We start from the raw sequence: 24,932 nt of genomic DNA, 5'->3' as shown, positions 1-24,932 counted from the left end.
GTTTGCAGGCTTTGGCAAGCTGCGCATCCGGTTCGAGCGACGCCTTCAGACTCATGAAGCGCTACTGAAACTAGCTGCAGCGATTATCTGCGCGAGGTTTGTTGATCGGTTGTGTTAGCCGCTCTAAGTGCAAGGCGGCCTCCCTCACTCGTAGTGCGAGGTTGGTCCATTCAATTTCCAGGAGATAAAGAATGAGCTTAAAACAGCGCTTACTTGGCTGCGCATTTCTGGCTATTGCCGCCAATGGCGCAGCTTTAGCACAAGCCTCGCCCGCCTTCCCTTGCAAGGTTGTCAAGTTCGTCGTGCCATATCCCCCTGGCGGCTCCAGCGACATGCTGGCGCGGTTGATGGTTCCGGGTCTGACACAGCGGCTTGCTACCACTATCGTGGTGGAGAACAAGTCCGGCGCCGCTGGCAATATCGGCACCGCTGCGGTCGCCACTTCCAACGGCGACGGTTGCACCTGGCTACTAGGCAACAGCACCAACGTGGTCATCAGCCGCAATCTGTACAAGTTGCAGCGCGATCCCATGGAAGCACTGGTGCCGGTAGCCGAAGCAGCGACCGTACCCATGGTGTTGTACGTCAATGCGCAACTTCCAGCCAAGGACGTAAAGCAGTTCATCGACTACCTGCGCGCTAGTCCTGGCAAGTCCTTTGCATCTCCGGGCAGCGGCACGCCGCACCACCTGCTAGGCGAGCAGCTGAAGCTGGACAGCAAGCTGGAACTCACCCACATACCGTATCGCGGTTCGGGCCCAGCCATCCAAGACGTGTTAGCGGGCCACGTGGCCTTTGCCTTTGAAAGCACCAGTTCCATCGTCCCGCACCTGGCGGGCGACAAGGTGCGCGCGTTGACCACCACGGGCGATAAGCGTTCCAACGCGCTGCCCGGTGTGCCCACGATGAAAGAGCTGGGTTACTCCAACTTCGTGGTGACCAACTGGTACGGCGTGTTCGTGCCCAAGGGAACGCCTGCCGACCTGGTGAACCGTCTCAACGTCAGCATCCGGGAAACCCTCAAGACGCCTGACGTGGCCGAAGCGCTGGCCAAGCTGGACTCGCAAAACGTCGGCTATGACGCACCCCAGTACCAGCGATTCGTGAAAAAGGAAGGCCCGCTTTGGGAATCGCTCGTCAAAGAGACGGGGGCCAAGGTGGACTGACGCGAGTGTTCCCCGAACCCAACCATACATTGATCCAGGAGTTATCACATGAGTGCAGAAGACAAGGAACTGGTCACCCTTTTTGAAGGGCTTGACACGCCGGGCGTATCCGACGCGATGGACAAGCTGGGCCTACACGGCCAGGTGCTCGGCATCATGCCGCTGGCTGACTACAGCAAGGCCGTGGTCGGACCGGCCTTCACCGTCAAGTACGTGCCGGCCAGCAACCCGCCCGGCACGGTGGGCGACTTTATTGATGACGTGGCCCCCGGCGACGTGGTGGTGATCGACAACGACGGCCGCACCGACTGCACCGTGTGGGGCGACATCATGACCCAGTACGCCGGCCTGCGCGGCATCGCCGCCACGGTGATCGACGGCGTGTGCCGCGACGTGGGCAAGGCGCTGGGGGACGGTTACCCGATGTTCAGTGCCGGCCGCTTCATGCGCACCGGCAAGGACCGCGTGCAGGTTGAGTCGGTGAACACCACTGTCGCCATCGGCACCGTGCGCGTGGCTTCCCGCGACATCGTGGTGGCCGACGCCAACGGCGTGGTCATCGTGCCGCGCGGCCGGGCCCGCGAGGTGGCCGAGAAGGCCCGCAGGATCGAGGAAGTCGAATCGCGCATCCGCGAGCAGATCAGCCAGGGCAAGACCTTGGGCGAAGCGCGCACCGCGCTGGGCTACCACAAGCTCCAGAGCAAAGAGTGACCCCGGGAGCGAACACCATGACCTACAGCACAGAACAACTCGCCCAGGCCCGCAAGCTAGGTACCTCCACCCTGTTCGAGGCCTCCGGCTTGACCACCAGCGCCGCTGACGTCGCCATCCGCCCCGTGTGGGCTGGTGCCTCTGTGGCCGGTCCCGCCTATCCGCTCGAATGCTCGCCGGGCGACAACCTGGCCATCCACATCGCCATGGAAAAGGCGCCGCGGGGCAGCATCCTCATCATCTCCACGGGCGGCTTCGTCGCGGGTTACTGGGGCGAGGTGCTCACGGTCGCGGCCGAGGCGGCGGGCATCGCGGGACTCGTCATTGACGGCGGCGTGCGCGACATCGCTGCGCTGACCGCGCGGCGCTTTGCGGTGTTCTCTCGTGGCATCTCGATGCGCGGCACGATCAAGGCCAGCGCGCCGTCGGTGGGGCAGCCCATCAGCTTCACCGGCACGCCAGTGGCAATGGGTGACCTTGTGGTGGCCGACGACGACGGCGTACTAGTGATTCCTGTGGCTCATGTCGAGCACACTTTGGCCCAAGGCCAGATACGCGCCGACAAGGAAGCCAAGATGATGGAAGCGCTGACGCAAGGTAAGTCCACGCTGCAGCTGATGAACCTCGCGAGTTGGAGGCAAGCCTGATGACCGCATCAGCCTTTGGTTTGAACCGCTTCCTCGCCGAGGCAAAGCCTTCGGCCACTTACAAAGTGATGGACCGCGTGGCGGCTCGCCGTGCGGCCGGCGCCAAGGTGATCTCGTTGAGCGCAGGTGAACCGGACTTCGACACACCCGCCCATGTGTGCGAGGCGGGCATCGTCGCCATCCGCGCGGGCCACACCCGCTACACCCAGGTCGCCGGCTTGCGCCCGCTGCGCGAAGCGATCGCTGCCAAGTTCCAGCGCGAGAACGGTCTAGACGTGCTCTGGCAGGACACCTTGGTGTGCAGCGGCGGCAAGCAGGTGATCTTCAACGCGCTGGCCGCGACGCTCAACGAGGGCGACGAGGTGGTCATACCGGCGCCGTACTGGGTGAGCTACCCCGAGATTGCGCAGCTGTGCGGAGCTCAATCCGTCATCGTGCCTTGCAGTGCCGAGAGCGGCTTCAAGCTGACGCCGCAGGCGCTGGAGGGTGCGATCACCGAACGCACGCGCTGGCTAATTCTGAATTCACCCTCCAACCCGACCGGCGCGGTCTACAGCCGTGCCGAACTGCAGGCTCTGGCCCAGGTGCTGCTGGCGCACCCGCAGGTGCTGGTGCTGTCCGACGACATCTACGAGCACCTGATCTTCGATGGCATCGCGTTCTGCACTATCGCCCAAGTCGAGCCGCGTCTGCGTGAGCGCGTGTTGACGATGAACGGCGTCTCCAAGGCCTACGCCATGACCGGCTGGCGCATCGGCTTCGGCACTGGGCCAGGCTGGCTGATCGAGGCCATGGAGAAGCTGCAGGGTCAGCAGACCTCGGGCGCCTGCACGATCTCGCAGCACGCTGCATTGGCTGCGCTGACCGGCCCGCAAGACTTCATTGCCAGCTCGCGTGCGGTGTTCCAGAAACGGCGCGACATGGTGGTCGAGTTGCTGAACCAAGCACCAGGTCTGCACTGCGAAGTGCCGCAAGGGGCGTTCTACGCCTTTGCCTCGTGCAAAGCGCTGCTGGGCAAAACCACCCAAACAGGCACGAAGCTAAGCAGCGACGAGGACGTGGTGAACGCGCTGCTTGACGAGGCGGGCGTGGCTACGGTGCATGGCAGCGCCTTTGGGTTGGGACAGTACATCCGCATCGCCTACGCGCTCGACGATGCATCACTGCGGCAAGCGTGCGAAGCCATTCAGCGGTTCAGTCAAACACTGGCTGATTGAAACCATTGCTTCGTGGCAAGTCGTCTGAGGGCAACAGCAGAGCCCGGCGAATGTGTACCCCCACGACTTTCTGGGCAGAGGTGAGTTGCGTTTGCAGGCGATGCACCGTGTGGGAGCGGTCTTGCACGGTCTCGCGCTTCTTCCACTAGTAGACGGTCTGCTCGGTGATGCCATGACGGGCTGCCAGTATGCGAGCTGATTCATTGCTGGCGGCGATCTGCGCGCGTACCGCTGACGTGGTACTTGCGTTCTTGTGTAGCGCCATTTGCATCACGGGCTCCCGGTTGACCACAGTGACTGTACAAGCTCGCGCAGTACCTCTCGAGCAATGAACAGAGGATAGCGATTTTTATCTATGCAATCATTCGGGATGCGACACGTAGCGGCTACGCTGTGCTCGGGACTACGGGTGCAAGATCAGCTGGCTCGCTTTCAACGCTTGAGTCGGGATTATGAACGGCCGCCGCAAGTGCTCGCTGTTTTGCACTTTCTGGTTTTTTGTTCTGCTTATGTTGGCCAACGCTCTGCCTTGGCTCGGGACGAATGTGAGTTCATAACACGCTCTAGTCTGATTAAACGCTTGAGACTAGGTGTCGTGCTTCAAGTTTGAGGCTGCTTTGATTTTTTGAATCTCTGAATAATCGAATTATTAATGTATTGCACGTGTTTGTCGTGAATGATTTTTTGACATTTGAAGAATAATTTCACGTTGTGTTTTACGCGTTGTTTCGATGTATTTTTATTTTTGTCAAATGAACCGCATTGATTTTTTTGGAGGCGAGCCGGTTGAGGGGTATTTGATTTCAAATGCGGTTGGCTTGAGGGGCGGAAATTGGTTTTCGGATTTGACTTGTTGCGATGGTCCCAATGGAAATAACTTGGCGATCAAGCGAGAGAGATATCTGGATATGACGGGAGAAAAAATGACAGGATCAGTGCAAAAGGGGGATGTTTCTGTTGTTGGCAAACAATCCGCCGTCGCCAAGTATGGAATCGGCACCAATGTGAGCCTGGGGGATGTGTCCGTTGTGCAGCTCAATGTCAGGCCGGGCGGTTGGAGCGCTGATGGCAAGCCGATCTTCAGCGGCAAGGCTGATCCGAGCAACGCACTGCTGGTTCAAATTTACGACTACGGCAAGGTCATCGGCAATGCGGTGGTTCACGCGGATGGAACATGGAGCTTCGAGCCCAGGCTGCCGCTGGCTTCGGGTCCCCACAGGTTTCAGGCGGAACCCATCGACGCGACAGGCCATGTGGGCGAACAGACCGATGCACTGTCGTTCGACCTTGATGGTCCGGCTCCTGCGGTTCCCGTCATCACCGGCGTTTATGACGACGCCGGGACGATCACTGGAAACATCCAGAAGGGCTACCCGACGGACGATACCAAACCGACATTGGAAGGCACAGCTGGGCCCGGAACTCTCGTCCAGGTGTGGGACGGCGATGTTCTGGTCGGCAGCGCGGAGGTCGACGTGAGCGGCGATTGGGTCATCGTCACGAAAGCTTTGGGTGACGGCGAGCACAGGCTTGCGGCGACGGCCACCGACGGTGCCGGGCAGGTGAGTCCGCCTACGGATGAATACCTTGTTCTTGTCGATACGACGCCACCCGCCACGCCCGACATGCCCAGCGCATATGACGATGGCAAGGTCGTTGCAGGTCCGGGTGTCGAAGATGTGACGCTGACGACGGGTCATCCTGTTTTGTCAGGAGTGGGCGAGTTCGGCGAGAAGGTGTCGATCCGTGATAAGGGTGTGCTGATCGGCACTGCCACGGTAGGCTCGGACGGTGGTTGGAGCTTTGTTCCAGCGAAGGGCTTGAATCAGGGCGCGCACGAAATCACGGTCACGCTGAGGGACAGGGCGGGCAACGTCAGCGCTCCAAGCGATGGTCTTAGGTTGATGGTCGACACCAGCAGAGAGCCGTTGCACACCCGCAGTGAAGACTCGACCGAAGGTCGTTCAGGAAACGCCGGCGGAATGTTCCCATCGGGCAATTTCTTGGGTCTGTAGATGGGGGCGAAGTGACATCGAAACACTCGACGTGATGGCGCCCGTTGGTCAGCTCGTCTCGGTGGAGGGTGCGTCGGCTGGTGGCTCGATGGGCGTTTGCGTGCCATCAATGGCAATCAGCACGCCGGTCGTGGTTGCATCGACCTCGATGGTTGCACCCATGAAGCGATCGCGACTCGGGGTTTGGCGTGCGTCGGGGAAGGGAACCATCCCGACTTTCTGCAATTCGAGGAGGCGATCCGCTTGCGCGGGTGTCAACACGATCTTTTGCGGATAGGCGTCGCCGTGAGCCTGCCAGTGAGCGCGCAGGGCATGGACGACATTCATGTAGATATCTGACATATCTGAAGTGTAGTCGCCGCGGACTCAATGAAGGTGGAGAGGTTCCGGAGCCTGTAGGCCTGGATCGAGGTGTGGCAACCCGATGAAAGGGCGAGGGATAGACCGTACCGCGAGTTGCGCATCAGGACCATAGGACGGCGACGTCATCATGGTCCTGATGCCGGCTCCGAGCCGGGACGTCACTCGATCAGGAGCGAAGTCCAGCTGCCGCGAGCGCGAAAACGGAATTGGGCACATTCTGTGCCGGGAACTGTGTCTTGGCGACGGAGCGGCCCTTGAGCCGCTTCACGGCGGAGCTCAGGCGGGTCGATGAGTTGCGTGCCATGTCGGCGGACTGTTGGCCTTGTTGGGCGACCAGGTCGGCCACGGTGACGGATTGCAGATAGTCCAGCACTCGGGAGTGAAAGCTGGTCCAGAGCTCCGCCGTCATCTTGCCGGATGGCGAGTCTTCGCGCAGGTTGGCGCCTGCGTCGTTGGTTTCTTCGTTCATCGCGCGATCGGACGCCTTGACGATGTCGGCCACGGAGACTTCTTCTGCCGGGCGGGCCAGCGTGTAGCCGCCGCCTGGGCCGCGAATGCTGCGCACGAGGCCGGCGCGACGCAGCGCGCTGAAGATGTCTTCAAGATACGACAGCGAAATGCCTTGGCGTGCGCTGATGCTGGGAAGGGCCACCGGGTGTCCGTGAGAGCGAGAGGCAAGATCGGTGATGGCGGTGACGGCCATTTTTCCGCGAGTGGTGAGGCGCATGGTGGGCTCCTTGGGATGGTCCGACGCTTGTGATGTCGGGCCGAAATTCTGGATTTCAAATGCAACGGTGTCGCGCGGAAGGCGTCAATGACGTGGCGCGGAAGGTCGCATCGAGTGGAGTTCGGTTGGGGCTGGCCTGTGCGGGGCCGCTTGATGCTCGGAGTCCAATCCGCAATGGCGTTGGACTGAGGCGCGTCAGGCGGCGTGGGGCGCTTGGGAGCCGGTCGGTGGAGCCGTCAAAAGGACATCTTGCGTTTGATGCCGACCCTTGTCGGGTCGCACGGGCGCGAGAGTGCTCCGGCCGAAGACGTCAGGCCAGTGCGTGGAACACTCGGGGAGGTTTGGGCCTGCGCTTGAGAGACGGTGAGTGCGGCGGAATCAGCCGCACATCAAGGATGCGCACGCGCAATGCGGTTTCCGTGTGCAAGGCGTCGGGAGGGTTGAGAAGATCCGGCAGATCCACCGCCAGATCGTCGAGAGCCTGCAGCAGCAAGTCGGTGCCTGCGACGGGTTTTTCCGTGCGGGGGGTACTGCTTGTGTTGTCCTTGGCTTCGCGCAACTCGTGCACGTGCGCCACGGTTTTCCCGGTGGCAACGGTTTGGGCGGTGGAACTTTGAGACGTGCCATAAGACGCCGTGCAATGTGCAGACGCTCCAAAGGCAAGAATAAAGTAGGCGCTGAGCAGCGCGATAACCCACCGTAGCATAGTAGGGGAATTATACGCAGATGCGAGCGGCGCTGCCGTTCAGGCCATCGACGCTGTGATGTGTGTGGCGTTGCAAATCATCGACTGCATTCAATTTGTTGCTATCTTTATGAGAGCATCGAGAACGATTTAGTCGGAAAAAAGAGAACACGGATCCAGAGCGTGGAGAGCTGGCAAGCGTGGCCTGTGATGGCTTGGGTTTTCAGTTAGCCATCGCCTCGCCAAGGCGAACAGGGCGTGCCGCGACCCAGTCTTGCTGAAACTGGATGGCTCCCGGCTCGAACAGCAGCACGACGGTCGATCCCAGCAGAAAGCGGCCCATTTCGTCGCCTTTGCGCAGATCAACCGGCTTGTCCGTGTAGTCCCATTGGCGCACCGTGCCCGGACGGGGCGGGTTCACCAGCCCATGCCAGACGGTCGCCATGCTCCCGACGATGGTTGCGCCCACCAGCACCAGCGCCATTTGGCCCAGTGGCGTGTCGAACATGCAGACCACGCGTTCGTTGCGGGCGAACAGGCCGGGCACGCCGCGTGCAGTGGCTGGATTGACGGAAAAGAGATCCCCCGGAACATGGATCATGCGGGCCAGCCGACCATCGCAGGGCATGTGGATGCGGTGGTAGTCCCGTGGGCTCAGATAGATGGTGGCGAAGCTGCCATTGGTGAAGGGCTGGGCCAGCGCCGCGTCACCGCCCAGCAGTGCGGTGGTCGAGTATGTGTGGCCCTTGGCCTGAAATATCTGGTCGGCGGCGATGGGGCCGAGTTGGCTGATGGCGCCGTCCACCGGGGAAATGGCTTTGGCGTCCGCCAGCGGGCGGCTGCCTGCGCGCAACTCACGCGTGAAGAAATCGTTGAAGGTGGCGTAGCTCGCGATGTCCTGATTGGCCGCTTCGCTCATGTTGACCTTGTAGCGCTGCACGAACCAGCGGATGACCGAAGTGGTCAGTCCTCCGGCGCGCCTGGAGGCGAGTCGCCCCATCAAAGTCGTCAGTGCCTGCTTGGGCAGCAGGTATTGGGCGAGTACGGCAAGTCGATCTGACACGTGGGTTGCATCCTTTTTTGTAGCAAGCCATTCTACTGGGGTGAGTGGCCGTGTCTCCCAATATGCCACCCGACGGGTGAGCGGCATCATGGGAGTTGCCAATGGTTGACTTGCAGCGACGTGTTGATCTCAGGCAAGATAATTCTGAGACAGGCGCTGGTTCCGAGGATGCTCAATGCTCCGATCCGATTGCATGGCCAGTGCGCAAAGTCTTCCATTCATTCATGACGAGCGTTCCCCCATCCCAACCTTCAGCGGCTGCAGCGCCCGCTTCGGAAGTGGCGCAGGCCAGTGTGAGCAGCCGCCTCTCCGTGGCCGACTGGCTGCGCCGGTTCTGGCCATCACCCCTGTCCATCGACCGCAAGGAGCGTGTGCGCATGCTCGGCGGCATTGTGCTGTGCGTGGGCATGACCGCCGCCATGGCGCACCTGTGGGGGCTGCTGCATCCACCGGGAATATGGATGGTCGCGTCGCTCGCCGCGAGCTCCGTTCTGGTGATCGGGCTGCCTTCCAGTCCACTCGCGCAGCCTTGGTCGGTGTTTGGAGGCAGCGTGCTGTCGGCCACCATCGGTGTGCTGGTCGCGCAACTGGTGCCTCAGTTGGTGGTGGGGGCGGTTGTGGCGGTGGGCGTGGCCGTGCTGGTGATGCTGCTGCTGCGCTGCCTGCATCCGCCAGGGGCGTCGCTTGCCCTGCTGGCCGTGCTCGAGCCCGCAACGCATACGGGCCGTTATCTGGGCTTTGTACTGTTTGACGTGGTGGTGCTGCTGATCGTCGGCATTCTGTACAACCGTTTGACGGGCCGCGCCTATCCGCCCGCCAAGCTCGCGGAAACCGCCTCCAAGGCGGCCTCGCACGGCAAGCCGAGTCCCTTCACCGAGGCGGATCTCGATGCAGCGCTCAAGAGCTACAACGGCGTGATCGACATCAGTCGCTCCGATCTGGAGAGGCTGCTTCAGCATGCGGCCAAGGCCGCTTTTCAGCGCACGATGGGAGATCTGCGCTGCGACGCGATCATGTCGTCTCCGGTTCACGCCATCAATGAGAGCGCTTCACTGGCCGAGGGTTGGGCTCGGATGCAGCAGCATGCCGTCAAAGCCCTGCCGGTGATCGACGACAGCCAATCCGTCATCGGCATCGTCACCACGACCGACCTGCTGCATCAGCAGTTCGCGCAGGAGCAGGGCGAGGGCCTGGGTAAGAAGCTGCGTGCGCTGATCCCATGGCGTGGCGCGAAACAGGCGCAGACCATCGGCTCGGTGATGTCCGCGCCGGTACAGGTGGCGCGCATGGAACAGCACGTGATGGATCTGGTTCCGATGTTTTCCGCCAAGGGGAGGCGGCATGTGCCCATCGTGAATGATGAAAACCGCCTGGTCGGGATCATCAGCCAAACCGATGTGATCAAGACGCTGGCTGGCACGCTCGCGACATGAGCGCGTGTTTGAGAGTTGCGTGGCGGCATCATGTTGATTGAATTCAAGCATCGCGACGGATGACGCAGGAACTCGGGTCGAGTTAGAATAGCGGGCTAACCCTTAACGACAAGTCATTTCGCTTGCAGTCTGTCGAGGCGGCGGATTTCATCCTGATGGATCGAACTGGCTGCGCCAAGCGGTGATTTTTCAGCCCACGTTACCGCGCCTCAGACTTCCGGCAAGCCAAAGCGGCGGCGAAATCCGGTAGCTGCCGAAATGTGGGCGATTGCCACATATTCTGAATTTTTGAGATCGAACATGGCCAAAGAAGAACTCATTGAGATGCAGGGAAGCGTCACGGAAGTCCTGCCCGACTCCCGCTTCCGCGTCACCCTGGAAAACGGACACCAACTGATCGCCTACACCGGCGGCAAAATGCGCAAGCACCACATCCGCATTCTGGCGGGTGACAAGGTGTCGCTCGAGATGTCCCCCTATGACCTGACCAAGGGTCGCATCACCTTCCGTCATCTGGCTGGCCGCGGCCCGGGCCCTGGTCAATCGTCCGGCGGCAATCGCTGAGACGGCTTGATTCTCATTGGCCCGCTGGTGAGTGGGCTGATGCAACCAAGGCTGTTTCTGAGGACTGGAATACAGCGCAAGGTAAAAAATTTTCTGATTTACCAAAAAGCATTCAATTTGGTGGTTAGAATAGCAGTCTTGTCGGAGCGTAGCGCAGCCTGGTAGCGCATCTGCTTTGGGAGCAGAGGGTCGCGAGTTCGAATCCCGCCGCTCCGACCATTGATTCAAGCCCTTGAGTCGCAAGATTCAAGGGCTTTTGTCTCAAAGATGTTTTCCTGCCATGCAGGACAGATATCAAGAAATTACCGCGCGATGGAGCAGTCTGGTAGCTCGTTGGGCTCATAACCCAAAGGTCGGAGGTTCAAATCCTTCTCGCGCAACCAAGTTGAAGCCCTGATTGCTGATGCAGTCAGGGCTTTTCACTTTGCGGGTATCGATGATGGTTCGAATCGTCGGATCGTCGAATTGAAATCGCGACGACCTGCGAAAAACTTGGAAATCTCCCAAAAGTGACTGAAATGGCAGTTACAATACGAGCTTAGTCGGAGCGTAGCGCAGCCTGGTAGCGCATCTGCTTTGGGAGCAGAGGGTCGCGAGTTCGAATCCCGCCGCTCCGACCATTGATAGCAAAAGCCCGCAGGAAGAATTTCCTGCGGGCTTTTTGTCTTTCAGGCGCGCGTCAGTTCGTCGCGGCTGTGTTCTTGAAGACCTGCTTGCCTTCGACGATGGTCTCCAGCACCTGGATATCGCGGATCTTCATCGGATCGATCTTGGCTGGATTCTCCGAGAGCACCACGAGGTCCGCATACTTGCCCACCTCGATCGAGCCGCGCTCCTTTTCCTCGAAGTTCTGATGCGCGGCGTTGATGGTCAGCGCGCGCATCGCGTCCATCGGCTCAATCCGCTGCTCCGCGCCGATCACCGAGCCGCTCGTGGAGATGCGGTTGACCGCAGCCCACACCATCAGCATCGGATCCATCGGCACGACGGGCGTGTCCGCGTGCAGCGTGAACGGCAGGCCGCGCGCCTTGGCCGACTGCGCCGGGCTGATGCGCATCGCGCGATCCGGGCCGAGGAAGATGTCGCGGTGGCGGTCGCCCCAGTAGTAGGTGTGCAGCTCGAAGAAGGACGGAATCACGCCGAGTTCCTTCATCTGGTCAAGCTGGTCCTCGCGCGCCATCTGCGCGTGGATCAGCACATGACGGGCGTCCTTGCGCGGGAAGCTTTCCTGTGCCTTGCGGTAGGCGTCCAGCACGTCGCTGATGGCCTGATCGCCATTGGTGTGGATGAACAGCTGGCGTCCCGCCTTGTGCGCCGCCGCGACGTTGGTGATGAGCGTTTCCTTGCTGGAGCGCGGATAGCCCCGGTAGTGCGAGTCGCCGTCATGTGGCGTGTGATAGGGCTCGGTGAGGTAGCCGGTGAAGCCCTGGATCGAGCCGTCGTAGAAGTCCTTGATGCCGCCGACCTTGACCTTGCCGCTCTTGAGCTCCAGCTTTTCAGCGGCCTCGAGACTTTGCAGTCCCGTCGGCCAGGCCACCACGCGCAGCGGCAGCAGGCCGCCTTGCGCGGCGACCTCCATCGACGCGATGCCGCCGGCGGACGATGCGCCATCGTTGGCCGTGGTCACGCCCTTGGCGGTGTAGATTCCGGCCGCGGCCTTGATGCCTTCCTGTACTTGGGCGGCGGTCAGCGCGGGCTTTTTGCCGCTGACAAGGCTTTGTGCGGTTTCGGCGAGAAAGCCGTCCGGTTCGCCGTTCTTGTCGCGCCCGATCATGCCGCCCTCGGGATCGACGGAGGCCGCAGTGATACCCCCGAGTTTCAATGCCACGCTGTTCGCCACCGCCATGTGGCCAGAGATGTGCGTGACGTACACGGGCTGTGTGGTGGACACCTTGTCCAGATCCTCGCGCGTGGGATGGCGCAGCTCGGCGAGCAGGGTGTCGTCATAGCCGAAACCGGTGATCCAGGCGTCTGCGCCGAGCTCCGCCTGCTTCTGCTTGAGCAGCTGCACCATGTCGTCCATGGTCTTGACGCTGCCAATCGGTGGGCTGTTCAGGTCGACCTCATATTTGGCGTTGGTGCCGGTATAGACAAAATGGCTGTGCGCGTCGTAGAAACCCGGCGCCATGGTCTTGCCCTGCAGATCGACGACCTTGGTGTCCGAGCCGACGAAAGCGTTCAGGTCGGCCGAGGTTCCGGCGGCAATGATTTTCCCGCCGCGCACGCCCACAGCCTGCACTACGGCATTTTCTGTATTGAGCGTGAGAATATCGCCATTCTTGTATACGATTTCAGCGGCGTCCTTCGACGAAACGCTGTGGCCGTCACCACCGCATGCCGCCAGAAATGCGCTTGCAGCCAGCATGCATACGGAAAGACGCAAATGCCGTGTCCTGTGTTGTGCGGCATTTGAATGCTTTTGAAAAATCATTCCATTCACTCCATTGAGGCTTGATTGTTTTCTCGGGTGTCATGAAATTCATGACGATTGGAAATTAACATTGCCTTATTCATTCCAATGGAGCCAGTTGCATGGATTCGATGAATCCAGATCGATCAATCGGCCTGCAGGCCGCATGAATCATGGGTATTCGGGTAAACATCCATTATCTTTGGAATGATGATTCCATATTGGTGCAAGTGCAGATGATTTTCTCTGCATTGCGGAATTTCTCATGTGCATTTTCACTTTGCTGGTGCGGATTTATTGTGCAGGGTGTATCGAATGGTGCATGTGTCGGTATATGGTGCACGGGTATTGCACCAAAATGTTGTGTACAGTTCGGTATTTCATCCGATGGAATGATTCCCCCTGTTTTGGTGCGGAAACAATTTCACATCACGCAGGAATTCACAGCGGGAAATGCGGGTTGAAAATGCCGAAGGCTGGGGAAAACATCAGGCGATATTCCGCTCGGACCGCATTCGTTCGAGAAACGAGCGGCCTTCGTAGGTGAGGCTGTGAACGGTGGCTGTGCCTTCGATGCCGGGAGAGGGAATTTCGGCTTCGATGAGCCGCGCCGCGCGCAGTACGCGCAGCTTGTCGATGGACATCGGATCCGAGATCGTGGCTGGAAATCCCTGTTTGACGATGTCGACCAATAGTTCGACCGGCATGGCGAGCTTGGATGTAGTGAGTTGATCAAAAAAATCTATGACAGGCCTCGAATGTCTCGTATCGATTGACTCGTGTCAATTGCTCGGAGGACTTGGCGGATCGGTGAAATCCCCGGGGTGCAATGGGATGCTTGCAAGCGGTTTCTCGAGTCGGCAAAGCTGGGTCGGCTTGCGGATAATCGAAGGCATGACCGAATCATCGACTGCCCGTGCGCGTTTGCCCAGATACGACATCGTGGACGCGCTGCGTGGCGTGGCCATGGTCTGGATGACGGTCTTTCACTTCTGCTTCGACTTGTCCCACCTCGGCCTGTGGCGGCAGAACTTTCTGGTCGATCCGTTCTGGACAAACCAGCGCGTGCTCATCGTGAGCCTGTTTCTGTTCTGCGCGGGCCTTGGTCAGTCGATTGCGTGGGCGCAGGGGCAGAGCTGGGCTCGCTTCTTCAGGCGCTGGCTGCAGATCGTCCTGGCCGCACTGCTGGTGAGCGTGGGGTCGTATCTGGTGTTTCCGCAGAGCTACATCTATTTCGGCGTGCTTCACGGGATCGCGGTCATGCTGCTGATCGTGCGGTGCACGTCGTCGTGGGGGCGCTGGCTGTGGTTCGCCGGGCTGCTGGCGGTGCTCTCGCCATGGGCTGCGCAGTCGTGGCTGAGCGGGATGGGGGAGGGCTGGGCCGCGCTGATGAATGGCCGTTCTTTGAACTGGCTGGGCTGGATCACGCAAAAGCCGTTCACCGAGGACTATGTGCCGATCTTCCCGTGGCTTGGGGTGATGTGGTGGGGCATGGCGGCGGGGCAATGGCTGCAGCGCGCTCATCGCGACTGGCTGACCAGAAGCGTGCCCGCTGGAACGGGATGGCTTGCGTTGATGGGGCGCTGGAGCTTGAGCTACTACCTGCTGCACCAGCCGATCCTGCTCGGGATGCTGTCCGCCGTGGTCTGGCTGACGCGGCGCTGAATCAAGGACAAGACACATCAAAAACAGAACAGCCCGGCATGGACCGGGCTGTTCTGTTTTTGGGCGGGCATCGCAGGCGTGATGGCCTGCGATGCCTGCCGCCGATTCAGTGGAATTACTGAACCTTGGCCTTGGAGCGGAGGTCTTCCTGGAACTTCGCCAGCTTCTGCTGCTGCAGTTGCTGGGAGATCTGTGGCTTGACTTCCTCGAGCTTGGGCAGCTGCGCGTCGCGGGTGTCATCCAGACGGATGATGTGGTAGCCGAACTGGCTCTTGACCGGCACGGCGGTCATGTCACCCTTCTTGAGCTTGACCAGCGCTTCGGTGAACTCGGCCACGTAGTTGCTGGGGTTGGCCCAGTCGAGGTCGCCACCGCGGGCACCGGATCCGGGATCCTTGGATTCCTTCTTGGCGATTTCTTCGAACTTCGCACCCTTGTTGATCTGGGCGATGATGTTCTTTGCCTGGTCTTCGGTTTCGACCAAGATGTGGCTGGCCTTGTATTCCTTGCCGGAGTTTGAGGCCACGAACTTGTCGTATTCGGCCTGGATTTCGGCGTCGGTGACGGGGTTGTTCTTCTGGTAGTCGGCGAAGAGTTCGCGGATCAGGATGGTCTGGCGAGCCAGCTCGAGCTGGTTCTTGTACTCGGCGGAGCCTTCCAGGCCGCGCTTCTTGGCTTCCTGCATGAAGATTTCGCGAGCGATCACTTCTTCCTTGATCTGACCTTCGACTTCAGGGGTGATCGGGCGACCCGAGCGCTCCACTTGCTGCTTCAGGGCATCGGCACGGGCCGAAGGAACCGGCTTGCCGTTGACGATGGCGAGGTTCTGTGCGGACGCTGGCAGAACCACGGTGCCCAGCAACGCGGCGGCCACGAGGCCGGACATGAGCTTTTTCTTCATTGGAAATCCAAAAAAAGGAGATTTATGTGCAGAACTCTCGTTCTGCGGTCGGCATGCGCCGACGCATTCAAAGAATTTCTATCGCAATGGCGTGCGCACCGTTGTCGATGAAAGCCTGCAGCGAATCATACACAAGCCTATGCCTGGCCACCCGCGACTTGCCTTCAAACATCGGTGACGCGATGCGTACCCGGAAGTGCGTTCCGAAACCGGTGCCGTTGGCACCCACATGCCCTGCATGCAGTCCGCTTTCGTCGATCACTTCAAGCTGCGTGGGATTCAGGGTGCGTTGCAGAAGTTCCTGCATGTTGCCTGCTGTCACATCCATCATGGCTTGGCATCCTTGGCGGGAGTGGGATCCGGGGTGTCTTCCTTCACGTGGCGGCTCAGGTAGATGGCCTGCGCGATCACGAAGACGATCATCAGACCCATGCCTCCGAACAGCTTGAAGTTGACCCAGGTGTCGGTGTCGAAGTTGAAGGCCACCCAGAGGTTGATGGCGCCCATCACCGCGAAGAAGCCGGTCCAGCCCCAGTTGAGGTTTTTCCAGACGGGATCGGGCAGCTGGATCTGTGTGCCCATCAGCGTGCGGATGAAGTTCTTGTTGAACACCAGCTGGCCGATCAGCAGCACCGCGCCCATCACCCAGTAGAGCACCGTGGGCTTCCACTTGATGAAGTTCTCGTTGTGCGCAAGCAGCGTCGCGCCGCCGAACACCACGATGATGGCGAGGCTGACCCATTGCATGGGTTCGGTCTTGCCGGTCTTGATGCGCATGTAGGCCAGTTGCACCACGGTGGCGGCGATCGCGACGCCGGTGGCCACGTAGATTCCCCAGACCTTGTACGCGACAAAGAACAGGATGATGGGGAAGAAGTCGAGCAGCAGTTTCATGGGGTCGTCGTTTGGGTTTCTGGCGTCATTTCTGCGGATCGAAATCCAGCGAAGCCGAGTTCATGCAGTAGCGCAGGCCGGTGGGCGCGGGGCCGTCGGGGAACACGTGCCCTAGGTGGGAGCCGCATTGGGCGCACACGGTCTCGGTGCGGACCATGCCGTGGCTGTGGTCGACGATTTCCTTGATGGAGCCGGGAACGGCTTGCGAGAAGCTTGGCCAGCCGCAGCCCGCGTCGAACTTGGTGAACGAGTCGAACAGCTTGTTGCCACAGCAGATGCAGTGATAGCTGCCGTCGTCCCAGAAGGCTTCGTACTTGCCGGTGAACGGACGCTCGGTGGCGGCGTGGCGCGTGACTTCGAAGGCGCGCGGTTCCGCGCCCTTGTCGCGCAGGGTCTGCTGCCAGTCGGCGTCAGTTTTTTCAATGCTGTATGTCATGAAGAGCAACTGATGGAAATGTGGGAGGCCCAGTCCGGCGGGAAATCCGCAAAGCTGTCCTGCCCGGGGTGTTCGTCAAACGGCGACGTCAGGATGTCCTGAAGTGTATTCACTGTGGAGAAATCCCCTTGCGTCGCCGCGCGTATCGCGATCTCGCCCACGTGGTTGCGCAGCACGAAGCGCGGGTTGACCGTGAGCATGTCCGCCTGTGCCTTGGGATCACCGTGGGTGGCGAGAAGTTCACGCCAGCGCACCAGCCAGGCATCCAGCACCTCGCGCTGCAGGACGATGTCGCGCAGGGTTTCGTTGTCGGCCTGCCGGTTTGCCACCAGCGACAGGCGACGCCAGAAGATCGTGTAGTCCACCGCATCCTGCGCCATCAGGTTCAGAAGCGACTGCAGCAGCTCGACGAACTCGGGCGAGCGCGTGGCGGCGGCGGGCAGGCCGAGCTTGGCCGCCATGCGCAGCTTGAACTCGTGGCCGAACACCTCGGGATAGCTGGCGACGGCCGCACGTGCGGTCTCGACCTCGCCCACCAGCTGCAGCAGCGCCTGGGCGAGGCACAGCAGGTTCCAGTAGGCGACGCTTGGCTGCTGGTCGAACGCGTAGCGGCCCTGACTGTCGCTGTGGTTGCAGATGTGGCCGGGCACGTAGGCATCGAGAAACTGGAAAGGACCGTAGTCGATGGTCAGGCCCAGGATGCTCATGTTGTCGGTGTTCATCACGCCGTGGCAGAAGCCCACCGCCTGCCACTGGGCGAGCAGGACGGCCGTGCGTTCGCTCACCGTCTGCAGCAGGTTGGCATAGGCGTTGTTGTCGAATGCTCCGCCGGTGCGGCACTCGGGGTAGAAGTGGTCGATGACGTGATCGGCCAGCTGGCGCAGCGAATGCGTGTCCTTGCGCGACGAGAAATGCTCGAAATGCCCGAAACGGATGAAGCTTGGCGACACGCGGGTCACCACGGCGGCAGTCTCTGGTTGCTCGCGGTAGACCGGCGCGGGGGATCCGATGAGCGCCATCGCCCGCGTGGTGGGTATGCCGAGACCGTGCATGGCTTCGCTGCAGAGATATTCGCGGATCGACGAGCGCAGCACGGCGCGGCCATCACCCATGCGGGAGTAGGGGGTGCGGCCCGCGCCCTTGAGCTGGATTTCCTCGCCGTTGTCGGTCTCGCCCAGAAGAATCGCCCGCCCGTCGCCAAGCTGTCCGGCCCAGACACCGAACTGGTGACCGCTGTAGACCGTGGCGATGGGCTGAGTGCCCGGCAGCACCGCATTGCCGACGAGCACCTGCAGCGCCTCGTCGGTCTCGAGCCATTGGGGATCGATGCCTGCCAGCCGCGCGACGGCGGGATTGCGCGCCACCCAATGTGGGTCGGGCAGCGGCGTGGGCTGCAGCGCGGTGAAGAACTGCGTGCCCAATCCGGCGAAATCCGCAGTCTTGAAAAGGGATTGGGACGTCGATGAGGTGGCGGTTTCAGGGGTCATGGATCGATTGTCCGTCTGAAATCCAAGTCCCGTCAGACGGCTGGACATTCGATGCTGCGGTGCAGCAATCTGTTTTGAGCAAAAGTGACAGGAAAACGTAAGTGCACGCTGGAATCATCGCTACGATGTCAAGCAGTCAAACCATCACGATTCTCGTGAAGATGAAGGAGCCAAAAGCATGCTGGGCTTAATGCAGAGCCAACCGTTGTTGATTTCGTCCCTGATTCAGTTTGCCGAGCGGCACCACGGTGACGCGGAGATCGTGTCGCGTCGCGTGGAAGGGGACATCCATCGCTATACCTACCGCGACCTTGCCCGACGCGCCCGGCAGATCGCCAACGCGCTCGGCGCGCAAGGCGTGGCCGCGAGCGAGCGCGTCGCGACGCTGGCCTGGAACGGCTACCGCCACATGGAGCTGTACTACGGCGTGAGCGGTTCGCAGCGCGTGCTGCACACCATCAACCCGCGTCTGCATCCCGAGCAGATCGCCTGGATCGTCAACCATGCCGAAGACCAGCTGCTGTGCTTCGACATGAGCTTTCTGCCCATCATCCAGGCGGTGCACGCGCATTGCCCCACGGTGAAGAAGTGGATCGCGCTGTGCGATGCGGACAAGCTGCCGGCGGACAGCGGCATCCCCAATCTCGTGAGCTACGAGGCCTGGATCGGTGCGCAGTCCGATCAATATGACTGGCCCGACTTCGACGAGAACACGGCCTCCAGCCTCTGCTACACCAGCGGCACCACGGGCAACCCCAAGGGCGCGCTCTACAGTCATCGCTCGACGGTGCTGCACGCCTTCGCCGCCGCGCTGCCGGACGTGATGTGCATCTCCGCGCGCGACGCCGTGCTGCCCGTCGTGCCGATGTTCCATGTGAACGCATGGGGCACGCCCTACATGGCGGCGCTCACCGGCGCGAAGGTGGTGTTCCCAGGCCCCGCTCTCGATGGCAAGTCGGTCTATGAACTCATCGAGGCCGAGGGTGTCACCATGGCCGCGGGCGTGCCCACGGTCTGGCAGATGCTGCTCAACCACGTGGCGGCCAACGGACTGAAGTTCCACTCGCTCAAGCGCACCATCATCGGCGGTTCGGCATGCCCGCCCGCGATGATCGATGCCTTCCAGGACCAGTACGGCGTGACCGTGCTGCATGCCTGGGGCATGACCGAGATGAGCCCGCTGGGATCGCTCAGCACCTTGAAGAACAAGCACCTGAATCTGCCCAAGGACGAGCAGATGAAGCTGCTGCAGAAGCAGGGCCGCGCGTTCTGCGGCGTCGATCTCAAGATCGTCAACGCCGAGGGCAACGAGCAGCCGTGGGATGGCAAGAGCTACGGCGATCTGATGGCGCGCGGCCACTGGGTGCTGCAGAGCTACTACAAGGGCAGCAATCCGCTGGTGCAGGACGCGCAGGGCCGGGGCTGGTTCCCCACGGGCGACGTGGCCACCATCGACCCCGATGGATTCATGCACATCACCGACCGCACCAAGGACGTGATCAAGTCCGGTGGCGAATGGATCAGCTCCATCGACATCGAGAACATCGCCATGGCGCACCCCTCGGTCGCGATGGCGGCCTGCATCGGCATGCCGCACCCCAAGTGGGACGAGCGCCCGATCGTCGCCGTCGCGCTCAAGCCCGGCAAGGAACTGACGCGCGAGGAACTGCTCAAGTTCTACGAAGGCAAGACGGCCAAGTGGCAGATTCCTGACGATGTGGTGTTTGTCGAGGCGATTCCGCTGGGCGCCACAGGCAAGATGCTCAAGACCAAGCTGCGCGAAGAGTTGAAAGACTACAAGCTTCCTGGGCTCTGAGTCATTGAATGGGGGTTGCGAAGCCTTTGGCTTCGATGGTGGGTCGTGTGGAGGCGCCGACAGATGGCTTGATCCTTCGTTGCGCCTCCTTGCCGTACGAGAGTACTGTCTGCGTCGGCGACGCCTCGTCTCAAGCCATCTCTCGGCGTTGGGGTGAAGGATCGAGAGTCCTGCGCGCTTCCAAGGCCCGCTGCTTGGGTGCCCGGCCCGTCGGTTTGCGATTTCAGTTTTCTGGCGCGCGTTCTTTGCGGAACGTGCGCCAACTTCATTTAGAGTGCCGGTTTTGAATCAACCCACTGTCCAATGAGCATCGAGCTTCTCGCCATCTCGCTTTTGAACGGCATCAGCTACGGCCTGCTGCTGTTCATGCTGAGCGCGGGGCTCACGCTGATCTTCAGCATGCTGGGGGTGCTGAACTTCGCGCATGCGAGCTTCTACATGCTGGGGGCGTATCTCGGGTATTCGCTGTCTGGCGTGATCGGCTTCTGGCCCGCGCTGGTGCTGGCCCCTGCGCTGGTCGGGCTGATGGGCGCGGCGTTCGAGCGTTTTGTGCTGCGCCGCGTGCATGCCTCGGGCCACGTGGCGGAACTGCTGGTAACCTTTGGCCTGTCGTATCTGGTGCTGGAGATCGTGCAGCTTGTCTGGGGGCGCTCCGTCGTTTCGTACGAGTTGCCGCAGGTGCTGCAGGGGCCGCTGTTCAGCCTGTACGGCACGCAGTTCCCCAGGTCACGGGCCTTCATCATGCTGGTGGCGGTGCTGATGCTGCTGGGGCTGTGGATCATGTTCAAGCGCACGCGCATCGGCTTTGTGATCCAGGCGGCGCTCACGCATCCGCAGATGGTCGAGTCGCTGGGGCACAACGTGCCGCGCGTGTTCATGCTGGTGTTCGGTGCGGGCTGCGCGCTTGCGGGGCTCGCGGGCGTGATCGGCGGCAACACCTATGTGACCGAGCCGGGCATGGCCGCTTCGGTGGGCTCCATCATCTTTGTGGTGGTGATCGTGGGCGGGCTGGGGTCGCTGACCGGCGCGTTCATCGCCTCGCTGCTGATCGGCGTGGTGCAGACGCTGGCGGTCGGCATCAACCTGTCGCTCGCGCAGCTGCTTGGCGTGCTGGGTTGGGCGGTGAGCGCCGAGCAGGCCGCATCGTCGCTGATGCGCCTGAGCGTCGCGCAGATCGCGCCGATTCTGCCGTTTCTGCTGCTGGTGCTGATGCTCGCGCTGCGCCCGCGTGGTCTGCTCGGAGCGCGCGAGGGATGACGGGCAGCTTGCAGACCGCGATTGTTCCCCGGGCCACGCGCATCGCGTTCGCGCTGTTGGCCGCCGTGCTGCTGATCGCGCCGCTGGTCTTCACCAGCAGCCTCGCGATCAGCGTGCTCTCGCAGATCGACTGCGCCATCATTCTGTGCCTCTCGTACAACCTGCTGTTCGGGCAGGGCGGCATGCTGAGCTTTGGCCACGCGGTGTATTCCGGCATGGGCGCGTTCGCGGCGGTGCATGCGATCCAATGGGCTTCGCGCGGCGCGCTGCCGGTTCCCGTTCCGCTGGTGTTGATGCCGTTGGTTGGTGGTCTCGCGGGCATGCTCGTGGCGACGGTGCTAGGCTTTCTCTGCACGCGGCGCGCGGGCACGACGTTTGCGATGATCACGCTCGGCATCGGCGAGCTGATGGCGGCGGTGGCGCTGATGTTCCCCGAGGTCTTCGGCGGCGAGGGCGGCATCGCGATCAACCGGGTCTACGGCGCGCCGTTTTTCGGCGTCAGCTTCGGCCCGGCGATTCAGGTCTACTGGCTGATCGCGGCGTACTGCCTGCTCTGCACGCTGGCGATGTATCTGTTCACCCAGACCCCTCTTGGCCGCATGCTCAACGCCGTGCGCGACAACCCGGTACGTGCCGAATTCGTGGGCTACGACCCGCAGCGCGTGCGGCATCTGGCGTTCATCGCCTCGGGCTTTTTTGCGGGCATTGGCGGTGCGCTCATGGCCATCCATCTGGAGATCGTCACTGGTGCGGACAGCCTCGGCATGGCGCGGTCGGCCGCCTACCTGCTGTTCACTTTTCTGGGTGGCGCGGGCTTCTTCTTCGGGCCGGTGATCGGCGCGGTGCTCATGGTGCTGTCGACCGTGCTGCTGTCGCACCTCACCAAGGCGTGGCTGCTGTATCTGGGGCTGACGTTCGTGCTGATGGTGATGTTCGCGCCGGGCGGTGTGGCGGGCATGATCGCGTCGTCCATTCGCGTGTGGCGCAACGGGGGCTTGCGCTGCCGTTGGGGGCTGGTGGTGGGCCTCGGTTTCTGCGGCCTGCTCGCGCTCTACGGTGCTGGCGGTCTGATCGAGATGATCTACCACGCGCAGCAGGATGGCGACATCGACTCGACGCTGCGTTACCTCGGGCGCACGGTCGATGTGCACAACGTCGTCGATTGGTTCGTGATGTTCCTGCCGTTGCTGACGGGCATGGCGACCGGGAAATTCGCGCTCGACATCGAGAGGAAAAGGCCATGAACGCCAAGCCCTCCCATGCGCTGCACGCGCTCGAATTGCGCCATCTGCACAAGCGTTTTGGCAGTACCGAGATCATCCGCGACGTCAGCCTCACCATCCGCCAAGGCGAACGCGTGGCCTTCATCGGGCCGAACGGCGCGGGCAAGTCCACATTGTTCAATCTGATCAGCGGCTGCACCCAGGCGACGTCCGGCGAGGTTTTGCTGAACGGGGTCGACATCACCTCGAAACGTCCGTTCGAGATCAACCGCCTCGGCCTCGCACGCAGCTTTCAGGTCAGCAACCTGTTTTCCAACATGAGCGTGTTTGACAACCTGCGCTGCAGCGTGCTTTGGAACATGGGTTATCGCTACGCGTTCTGGCGTCTGCTCGCCAAGGCGCGCGATGCCAATGAACGCACGCACGAGCTGCTGGAGATGCTGGGCCTGACGGACAGGGCATCGGTGCTCGCATCACAGCTCAGCTATGCCGAACAGCGTGTGCTGGAGATCGGCATCACCATCGCGGGTGGCGCCCGCGTGATCCTGCTGGATGAGCCCACCGCCGGCATGAGCCGCAGCGAGACCGAGCGCTTCATCGCGCTGATCCGCACCGTCACCGAGGGGCGCACGCTGCTCACCGTCGAGCACGACATGAGCGTGGTCTTCGGCCTCGCGGACCGCATCGCCGTGCTCGCGCAAGGCGAGCTCATCGCCTTCGACACGCCCGAGAACGTCCGCGCCAATGCGCGGGTGCAAGAGGCCTATCTGGGCGTGCCTCTCGAGGAGGTCGCGTTGCCATGAACGCCGCACTGCAGATCACGCGTCTTCACGCGATGTACGGCATGCGCCATGTGCTGGATGGCGTCAACCTCGAGGTGCGCGCCGGAGAGATCGTCGCGCTGCTCGGTCGCAACGGCTCGGGTCGCTCGACGCTCGCCAAGGCCATCATGGGACTGGTTGAATGGCGCGGCGACATGCGCTGGCAGGGGCGCAGTCTGGCCGGTCTCAAGACCTTTGAAATCGCGCAGGCAGGCATCGGATACGTGCCCGAGAATCGCGATGTGTTTCCCACGTTGACCGTTGCGCAGAACCTGATGCTGGGCGAGCAGAAGCACCGAAGTAAAAATTCGAGCGAGCGGGCCTGGCGCATGTCCGACATGTTCGCGATGTTCCCCTCGCTGTACGTGCGCCGCGACGTGCCCGCAGGCGTGCTTTCAGGCGGAGAGCAACAGATGCTCACGCTGTGCCGCACGCTCATGGGCAACCCGCAGCTCATCATCATTGACGAGCCCACCGAAGGTCTCGCGCCGATGATCGCGCAGCAGGTCGCGCAGCATCTGCTTGCGCTGAAAGCGCATGGCATCGGCGTGCTGCTGATCGAGCAGAAGCTCGGCATGGCACTCGACATCGCGGACCGCGTGGCCGTCATGGGGGCGGGGGGGATCGTGTTTGAAGGGACGGCGCAGCAGTTGCAGAAAGATGCCGACGTGCGCCGCGATTGGCTGGAAGTTTGAATCAGGGCATCTTGGGCGTTCAAAAATGCGTGATGCGCAACTCCCGCTGAGGGCCATGGAATCCGCTGCTGCAGCGCGTGGCGATGTCAGGTAAATTGAGCTCATCGGTGCCCGTTTGCCACGTCGGGCATTCCTTGCCCATCCGAAGACCTGGAGTCCAGACCTATGCCTACGCCCATGTCCACATTTAGCTGCATTCGTCGAACCCTCTCGGCCAGTGTGCTGGTCCTTGGCGCGCTCTCGATGCACGCCCATGCCGCGCTCAAGCCTGGCGATGCCGCGCCCGCGTTCACCACGCCCGCCGCGCTCGCGGGCAAGTCCTTCAACTTTGACATCAGCGCCGCGCTCAAGAAGGGCCCGGTCGTGCTGTACTTCTTCCCCAAGGCCTTCACGCAGGGCTGCACGCTCGAGGCGCATGCATTCGCCGAAGCCACGCCGCAGTTCAATCAGTTGGGAGCGACCGTGGTGGGGATCTCGCACGACGACATCGACACGCTCAAGAAATTCTCGACCGAGGCCTGCCGAGACCAGTTCGCGGTTGCATCCGACCCCGATGCCAAGACCATCCGCGCCTACGACGCCACGCATGCGGCGCGGCCGAACATGGCGGATCGCATTTCCTACGTGATCGGTCAGGACGGCAAGGTCGTCTTCACCCACGAGGGCAGCGACCCGACCGCGCATGTCGAGAAGACGCTGGCCGCCGTGAAGACGCTGGGCGGCAAGGCTCGGTAGA

Annotated in this window: 25 protein-coding genes, 3 tRNA genes and 3 pseudogenes; 19 read left to right on the top strand and 12 right to left on the bottom strand. The window is 61.6% G+C overall.

The genetic code is table 11. The features are described from left to right. The 5 genes and pseudogenes from ISG32_RS10850 to ISG32_RS10830 all read left to right on the top strand — a co-directional run. A pseudogene (locus ISG32_RS10850) lies at positions 1-118 on the top strand (IS5/IS1182 family transposase); the annotation flags it as partial. Positions 119-191: 73 nt separating this feature from the next. Then, a complete protein-coding gene (locus ISG32_RS10845; protein ID WP_194770993.1) occupies positions 192-1,166 on the top strand; it encodes a Bug family tripartite tricarboxylate transporter substrate binding protein in 975 nt (324 codons plus the stop codon). Positions 1,167-1,214: 48 nt separating this feature from the next. Then, positions 1,215-1,877 carry an RraA family protein gene (locus ISG32_RS10840; protein WP_194770992.1) on the top strand — a complete coding sequence of 221 codons (663 nt, stop codon included), beginning with the start codon at positions 1,215-1,217 and terminating at the stop codon, positions 1,875-1,877. A 17-nt stretch (positions 1,878-1,894) separates the two neighbouring features. Next, positions 1,895-2,524 (top strand): RraA family protein, encoded by a 630-nt coding sequence (locus ISG32_RS10835; protein WP_194770991.1) that lies wholly within the window; start codon positions 1,895-1,897, stop codon positions 2,522-2,524. Continuing rightward, positions 2,524-3,741, top strand: a complete 1,218-nt coding sequence (locus ISG32_RS10830; protein ID WP_194770990.1) for a pyridoxal phosphate-dependent aminotransferase — start codon at positions 2,524-2,526, stop codon at positions 3,739-3,741. The genes ISG32_RS10835 and ISG32_RS10830 overlap by 1 nt, the downstream gene beginning before the upstream one ends. 16 nt (positions 3,742-3,757) lie before the next feature. Here ISG32_RS10830 and ISG32_RS10825 read toward each other — a convergent pair. Continuing rightward, positions 3,758-4,012 (bottom strand): annotated as a pseudogene (locus tag ISG32_RS10825) (IS481 family transposase); the annotation flags it as partial. 150 nt (positions 4,013-4,162) lie between these two features. On the opposite strand from ISG32_RS10825, the pseudogene ISG32_RS10820 reads away from it, so the two are divergent. Both ISG32_RS10820 and ISG32_RS10815 read left to right on the top strand, forming a co-directional pair. Next, positions 4,163-4,298, top strand: a pseudogene (locus ISG32_RS10820) (IS5/IS1182 family transposase); the annotation flags it as partial. A 195-nt stretch (positions 4,299-4,493) separates the two neighbouring features. Then, positions 4,494-5,756, top strand: coding sequence for an Ig-like domain-containing protein (locus ISG32_RS10815; protein ID WP_194770989.1), 1,263 nt, complete (start codon positions 4,494-4,496; stop codon positions 5,754-5,756). A gap of 48 nt (positions 5,757-5,804) precedes the next feature. On the opposite strand, the gene ISG32_RS10810 is transcribed toward ISG32_RS10815, so the two are convergent. The 4 genes from ISG32_RS10810 to asd form a co-directional block, all read right to left on the bottom strand. After that, positions 5,805-6,098 carry a hypothetical protein gene (locus tag ISG32_RS10810; protein WP_194770988.1) on the bottom strand — a complete coding sequence of 98 codons (294 nt, stop codon included), beginning with the start codon at positions 6,096-6,098 and terminating at the stop codon, positions 5,805-5,807. A 187-nt stretch (positions 6,099-6,285) separates the two neighbouring features. Further along, positions 6,286-6,846, bottom strand: a complete 561-nt coding sequence (locus ISG32_RS10805) for an Rrf2 family transcriptional regulator (protein ID WP_194770987.1) — start codon at positions 6,844-6,846, stop codon at positions 6,286-6,288. 310 nt (positions 6,847-7,156) lie between these two features. Beyond that, positions 7,157-7,552, bottom strand: a complete 396-nt coding sequence (locus ISG32_RS10800; protein WP_194770986.1) for a hypothetical protein — start codon at positions 7,550-7,552, stop codon at positions 7,157-7,159. Positions 7,553-7,754: 202 nt separating this feature from the next. Continuing rightward, the gene (gene asd, locus ISG32_RS10795) at positions 7,755-8,594 is read right to left on the bottom strand and encodes an archaetidylserine decarboxylase (RefSeq protein ID WP_194770985.1); all 840 of its coding nucleotides are present in this window, start codon (positions 8,592-8,594) and stop codon (positions 7,755-7,757) included. Between the two features lie 224 nt (positions 8,595-8,818). Between asd and ISG32_RS10790 the strand changes: the two genes are divergently transcribed. From ISG32_RS10790 to ISG32_RS10770, 5 genes are all read left to right on the top strand, one after another. Continuing rightward, complete coding sequence (locus tag ISG32_RS10790) at positions 8,819-10,027, top strand: HPP family protein (protein WP_194770984.1); 1,209 nt, start codon at positions 8,819-8,821, stop codon at positions 10,025-10,027. 300 nt (positions 10,028-10,327) lie between these two features. Further along, a complete protein-coding gene (infA, locus tag ISG32_RS10785) occupies positions 10,328-10,591 on the top strand; it encodes a translation initiation factor IF-1 (protein WP_194770983.1) in 264 nt (87 codons plus the stop codon). Positions 10,592-10,733: 142 nt separating this feature from the next. Continuing rightward, positions 10,734-10,810: transfer RNA gene (locus ISG32_RS10780), tRNA-Pro, on the top strand. An 87-nt stretch (positions 10,811-10,897) separates the two neighbouring features. Beyond that, positions 10,898-10,974: transfer RNA gene (locus ISG32_RS10775), tRNA-Met, on the top strand. Positions 10,975-11,134: 160 nt separating this feature from the next. After that, positions 11,135-11,211: transfer RNA gene (locus ISG32_RS10770), tRNA-Pro, on the top strand. A 59-nt stretch (positions 11,212-11,270) separates the two neighbouring features. On the opposite strand, the gene ISG32_RS10765 is transcribed toward ISG32_RS10770, so the two are convergent. Continuing rightward, positions 11,271-12,974, bottom strand: a complete 1,704-nt coding sequence (locus ISG32_RS10765; protein ID WP_194770982.1) for an amidohydrolase — start codon at positions 12,972-12,974, stop codon at positions 11,271-11,273. Between the two features lie 515 nt (positions 12,975-13,489). After that, positions 13,490-13,708: a hypothetical protein gene (locus ISG32_RS10760; RefSeq protein WP_194770981.1), complete on the bottom strand. Its 219-nt coding sequence runs from the start codon at positions 13,706-13,708 to the stop codon at positions 13,490-13,492. A 187-nt stretch (positions 13,709-13,895) separates the two neighbouring features. Between ISG32_RS10760 and ISG32_RS10755 the strand changes: the two genes are divergently transcribed. Beyond that, the gene (locus ISG32_RS10755; protein WP_194770980.1) at positions 13,896-14,666 is read left to right on the top strand and encodes a heparan-alpha-glucosaminide N-acetyltransferase; all 771 of its coding nucleotides are present in this window, start codon (positions 13,896-13,898) and stop codon (positions 14,664-14,666) included. A gap of 115 nt (positions 14,667-14,781) precedes the next feature. On the opposite strand, the gene ISG32_RS10750 is transcribed toward ISG32_RS10755, so the two are convergent. The 5 genes from ISG32_RS10750 to ISG32_RS10730 all read right to left on the bottom strand — a co-directional run bounded on the left by ISG32_RS10750 (position 14,782) and on the right by ISG32_RS10730 (position 18,384). Beyond that, positions 14,782-15,567, bottom strand: coding sequence for a peptidylprolyl isomerase (locus ISG32_RS10750; protein ID WP_194770979.1), 786 nt, complete (start codon positions 15,565-15,567; stop codon positions 14,782-14,784). 67 nt (positions 15,568-15,634) lie between these two features. After that, a complete protein-coding gene (locus ISG32_RS10745; protein WP_228529713.1) occupies positions 15,635-15,874 on the bottom strand; it encodes a BolA family protein in 240 nt (79 codons plus the stop codon). A 20-nt stretch (positions 15,875-15,894) separates the two neighbouring features. Further along, positions 15,895-16,461 carry a septation protein A gene (locus ISG32_RS10740; protein ID WP_194770978.1) on the bottom strand — a complete coding sequence of 189 codons (567 nt, stop codon included), beginning with the start codon at positions 16,459-16,461 and terminating at the stop codon, positions 15,895-15,897. A 25-nt stretch (positions 16,462-16,486) separates the two neighbouring features. Next, on the bottom strand, positions 16,487-16,897 hold the full coding sequence (msrB, locus tag ISG32_RS10735; RefSeq protein ID WP_194770977.1) for a peptide-methionine (R)-S-oxide reductase MsrB: 411 nt from the start codon (positions 16,895-16,897) through the stop codon (positions 16,487-16,489). Further along, entirely contained in the window at positions 16,894-18,384 is a 1,491-nt protein-coding gene (locus ISG32_RS10730) for a protein adenylyltransferase SelO (RefSeq protein ID WP_194770976.1), read from the bottom strand. The genes msrB and ISG32_RS10730 overlap by 4 nt, the downstream gene beginning before the upstream one ends. 178 nt (positions 18,385-18,562) lie before the next feature. Between ISG32_RS10730 and ISG32_RS10725 the strand changes: the two genes are divergently transcribed. From ISG32_RS10725 to ISG32_RS10700, 6 genes are all read left to right on the top strand, one after another. Continuing rightward, a complete protein-coding gene (locus ISG32_RS10725; protein ID WP_194770975.1) occupies positions 18,563-20,200 on the top strand; it encodes a 3-(methylthio)propionyl-CoA ligase in 1,638 nt (545 codons plus the stop codon). A 303-nt stretch (positions 20,201-20,503) separates the two neighbouring features. Beyond that, a complete protein-coding gene (locus ISG32_RS10720; RefSeq protein ID WP_194770974.1) occupies positions 20,504-21,457 on the top strand; it encodes a branched-chain amino acid ABC transporter permease in 954 nt (317 codons plus the stop codon). Continuing rightward, positions 21,454-22,701 (top strand): branched-chain amino acid ABC transporter permease, encoded by a 1,248-nt coding sequence (locus tag ISG32_RS10715; RefSeq protein WP_194770973.1) that lies wholly within the window; start codon positions 21,454-21,456, stop codon positions 22,699-22,701. Before ISG32_RS10720 ends, ISG32_RS10715 begins: the two co-directional genes overlap by 4 nt. After that, complete coding sequence (locus ISG32_RS10710; protein ID WP_194770972.1) at positions 22,698-23,483, top strand: ABC transporter ATP-binding protein; 786 nt, start codon at positions 22,698-22,700, stop codon at positions 23,481-23,483. Before ISG32_RS10715 ends, ISG32_RS10710 begins: the two co-directional genes overlap by 4 nt. Further along, positions 23,480-24,196: an ABC transporter ATP-binding protein gene (locus ISG32_RS10705; RefSeq protein WP_194770971.1), complete on the top strand. Its 717-nt coding sequence runs from the start codon at positions 23,480-23,482 to the stop codon at positions 24,194-24,196. Before ISG32_RS10710 ends, ISG32_RS10705 begins: the two co-directional genes overlap by 4 nt. Before the next feature lie 177 nt (positions 24,197-24,373). Further along, positions 24,374-24,931, top strand: a complete 558-nt coding sequence (locus tag ISG32_RS10700) for a peroxiredoxin (protein ID WP_228529712.1) — start codon at positions 24,374-24,376, stop codon at positions 24,929-24,931. Position 24,932 lies beyond the last annotated feature (1 nt).

Source organism: Diaphorobacter caeni (assembly GCF_015354245.1).
Lineage (GTDB): Bacteria > Pseudomonadota > Gammaproteobacteria > Burkholderiales > Burkholderiaceae_C > Diaphorobacter_A > Diaphorobacter_A caeni.
Note: the sequence above shows the minus strand (reverse complement) of the source record. Positions and strands in the feature narration are given on the sequence as shown.

What these genes read in the sequence shown, in the direction of transcription:
- ISG32_RS10790 (WP_194770984.1), top strand. Translation starts at nt 8,819, where the DNA reads ATGACGAGCGTTCCCCCATCCCAACCTTCAGCGGCTGCAGCGCCCGCT.
- ISG32_RS10720 (WP_194770974.1), top strand. Translation starts at nt 20,504, where the DNA reads ATGAGCATCGAGCTTCTCGCCATCTCGCTTTTGAACGGCATCAGCTAC.
- msrB (WP_194770977.1), bottom strand. Translation starts at nt 16,897, where the DNA reads ATGACATACAGCATTGAAAAAACTGACGCCGACTGGCAGCAGACCCTG.
- ISG32_RS10800 (WP_194770986.1), bottom strand. Translation starts at nt 7,552, where the DNA reads ATGCTACGGTGGGTTATCGCGCTGCTCAGCGCCTACTTTATTCTTGCC.
- ISG32_RS10805 (WP_194770987.1), bottom strand. Translation starts at nt 6,846, where the DNA reads ATGCGCCTCACCACTCGCGGAAAAATGGCCGTCACCGCCATCACCGAT.
- ISG32_RS10815 (WP_194770989.1), top strand. Translation starts at nt 4,494, where the DNA reads ATGAACCGCATTGATTTTTTTGGAGGCGAGCCGGTTGAGGGGTATTTG.
- ISG32_RS10730 (WP_194770976.1), bottom strand. Translation starts at nt 18,384, where the DNA reads ATGACCCCTGAAACCGCCACCTCATCGACGTCCCAATCCCTTTTCAAG.
- ISG32_RS10845 (WP_194770993.1), top strand. Translation starts at nt 192, where the DNA reads ATGAGCTTAAAACAGCGCTTACTTGGCTGCGCATTTCTGGCTATTGCC.
- ISG32_RS10745 (WP_228529713.1), bottom strand. Translation starts at nt 15,874, where the DNA reads ATGCAGGAACTTCTGCAACGCACCCTGAATCCCACGCAGCTTGAAGTG.
- ISG32_RS10810 (WP_194770988.1), bottom strand. Translation starts at nt 6,098, where the DNA reads ATGTCAGATATCTACATGAATGTCGTCCATGCCCTGCGCGCTCACTGG.
- infA (WP_194770983.1), top strand. Translation starts at nt 10,328, where the DNA reads ATGGCCAAAGAAGAACTCATTGAGATGCAGGGAAGCGTCACGGAAGTC.
- ISG32_RS10830 (WP_194770990.1), top strand. Translation starts at nt 2,524, where the DNA reads ATGACCGCATCAGCCTTTGGTTTGAACCGCTTCCTCGCCGAGGCAAAG.
- ISG32_RS10740 (WP_194770978.1), bottom strand. Translation starts at nt 16,461, where the DNA reads ATGAAACTGCTGCTCGACTTCTTCCCCATCATCCTGTTCTTTGTCGCG.
- ISG32_RS10725 (WP_194770975.1), top strand. Translation starts at nt 18,563, where the DNA reads ATGCTGGGCTTAATGCAGAGCCAACCGTTGTTGATTTCGTCCCTGATT.
- ISG32_RS10835 (WP_194770991.1), top strand. Translation starts at nt 1,895, where the DNA reads ATGACCTACAGCACAGAACAACTCGCCCAGGCCCGCAAGCTAGGTACC.
- ISG32_RS10705 (WP_194770971.1), top strand. Translation starts at nt 23,480, where the DNA reads ATGAACGCCGCACTGCAGATCACGCGTCTTCACGCGATGTACGGCATG.
- ISG32_RS10750 (WP_194770979.1), bottom strand. Translation starts at nt 15,567, where the DNA reads ATGAAGAAAAAGCTCATGTCCGGCCTCGTGGCCGCCGCGTTGCTGGGC.
- ISG32_RS10760 (WP_194770981.1), bottom strand. Translation starts at nt 13,708, where the DNA reads ATGCCGGTCGAACTATTGGTCGACATCGTCAAACAGGGATTTCCAGCC.
- ISG32_RS10710 (WP_194770972.1), top strand. Translation starts at nt 22,698, where the DNA reads ATGAACGCCAAGCCCTCCCATGCGCTGCACGCGCTCGAATTGCGCCAT.
- ISG32_RS10715 (WP_194770973.1), top strand. Translation starts at nt 21,454, where the DNA reads ATGACGGGCAGCTTGCAGACCGCGATTGTTCCCCGGGCCACGCGCATC.
- ISG32_RS10840 (WP_194770992.1), top strand. Translation starts at nt 1,215, where the DNA reads ATGAGTGCAGAAGACAAGGAACTGGTCACCCTTTTTGAAGGGCTTGAC.
- ISG32_RS10700 (WP_228529712.1), top strand. Translation starts at nt 24,374, where the DNA reads ATGTCCACATTTAGCTGCATTCGTCGAACCCTCTCGGCCAGTGTGCTG.
- ISG32_RS10755 (WP_194770980.1), top strand. Translation starts at nt 13,896, where the DNA reads ATGACCGAATCATCGACTGCCCGTGCGCGTTTGCCCAGATACGACATC.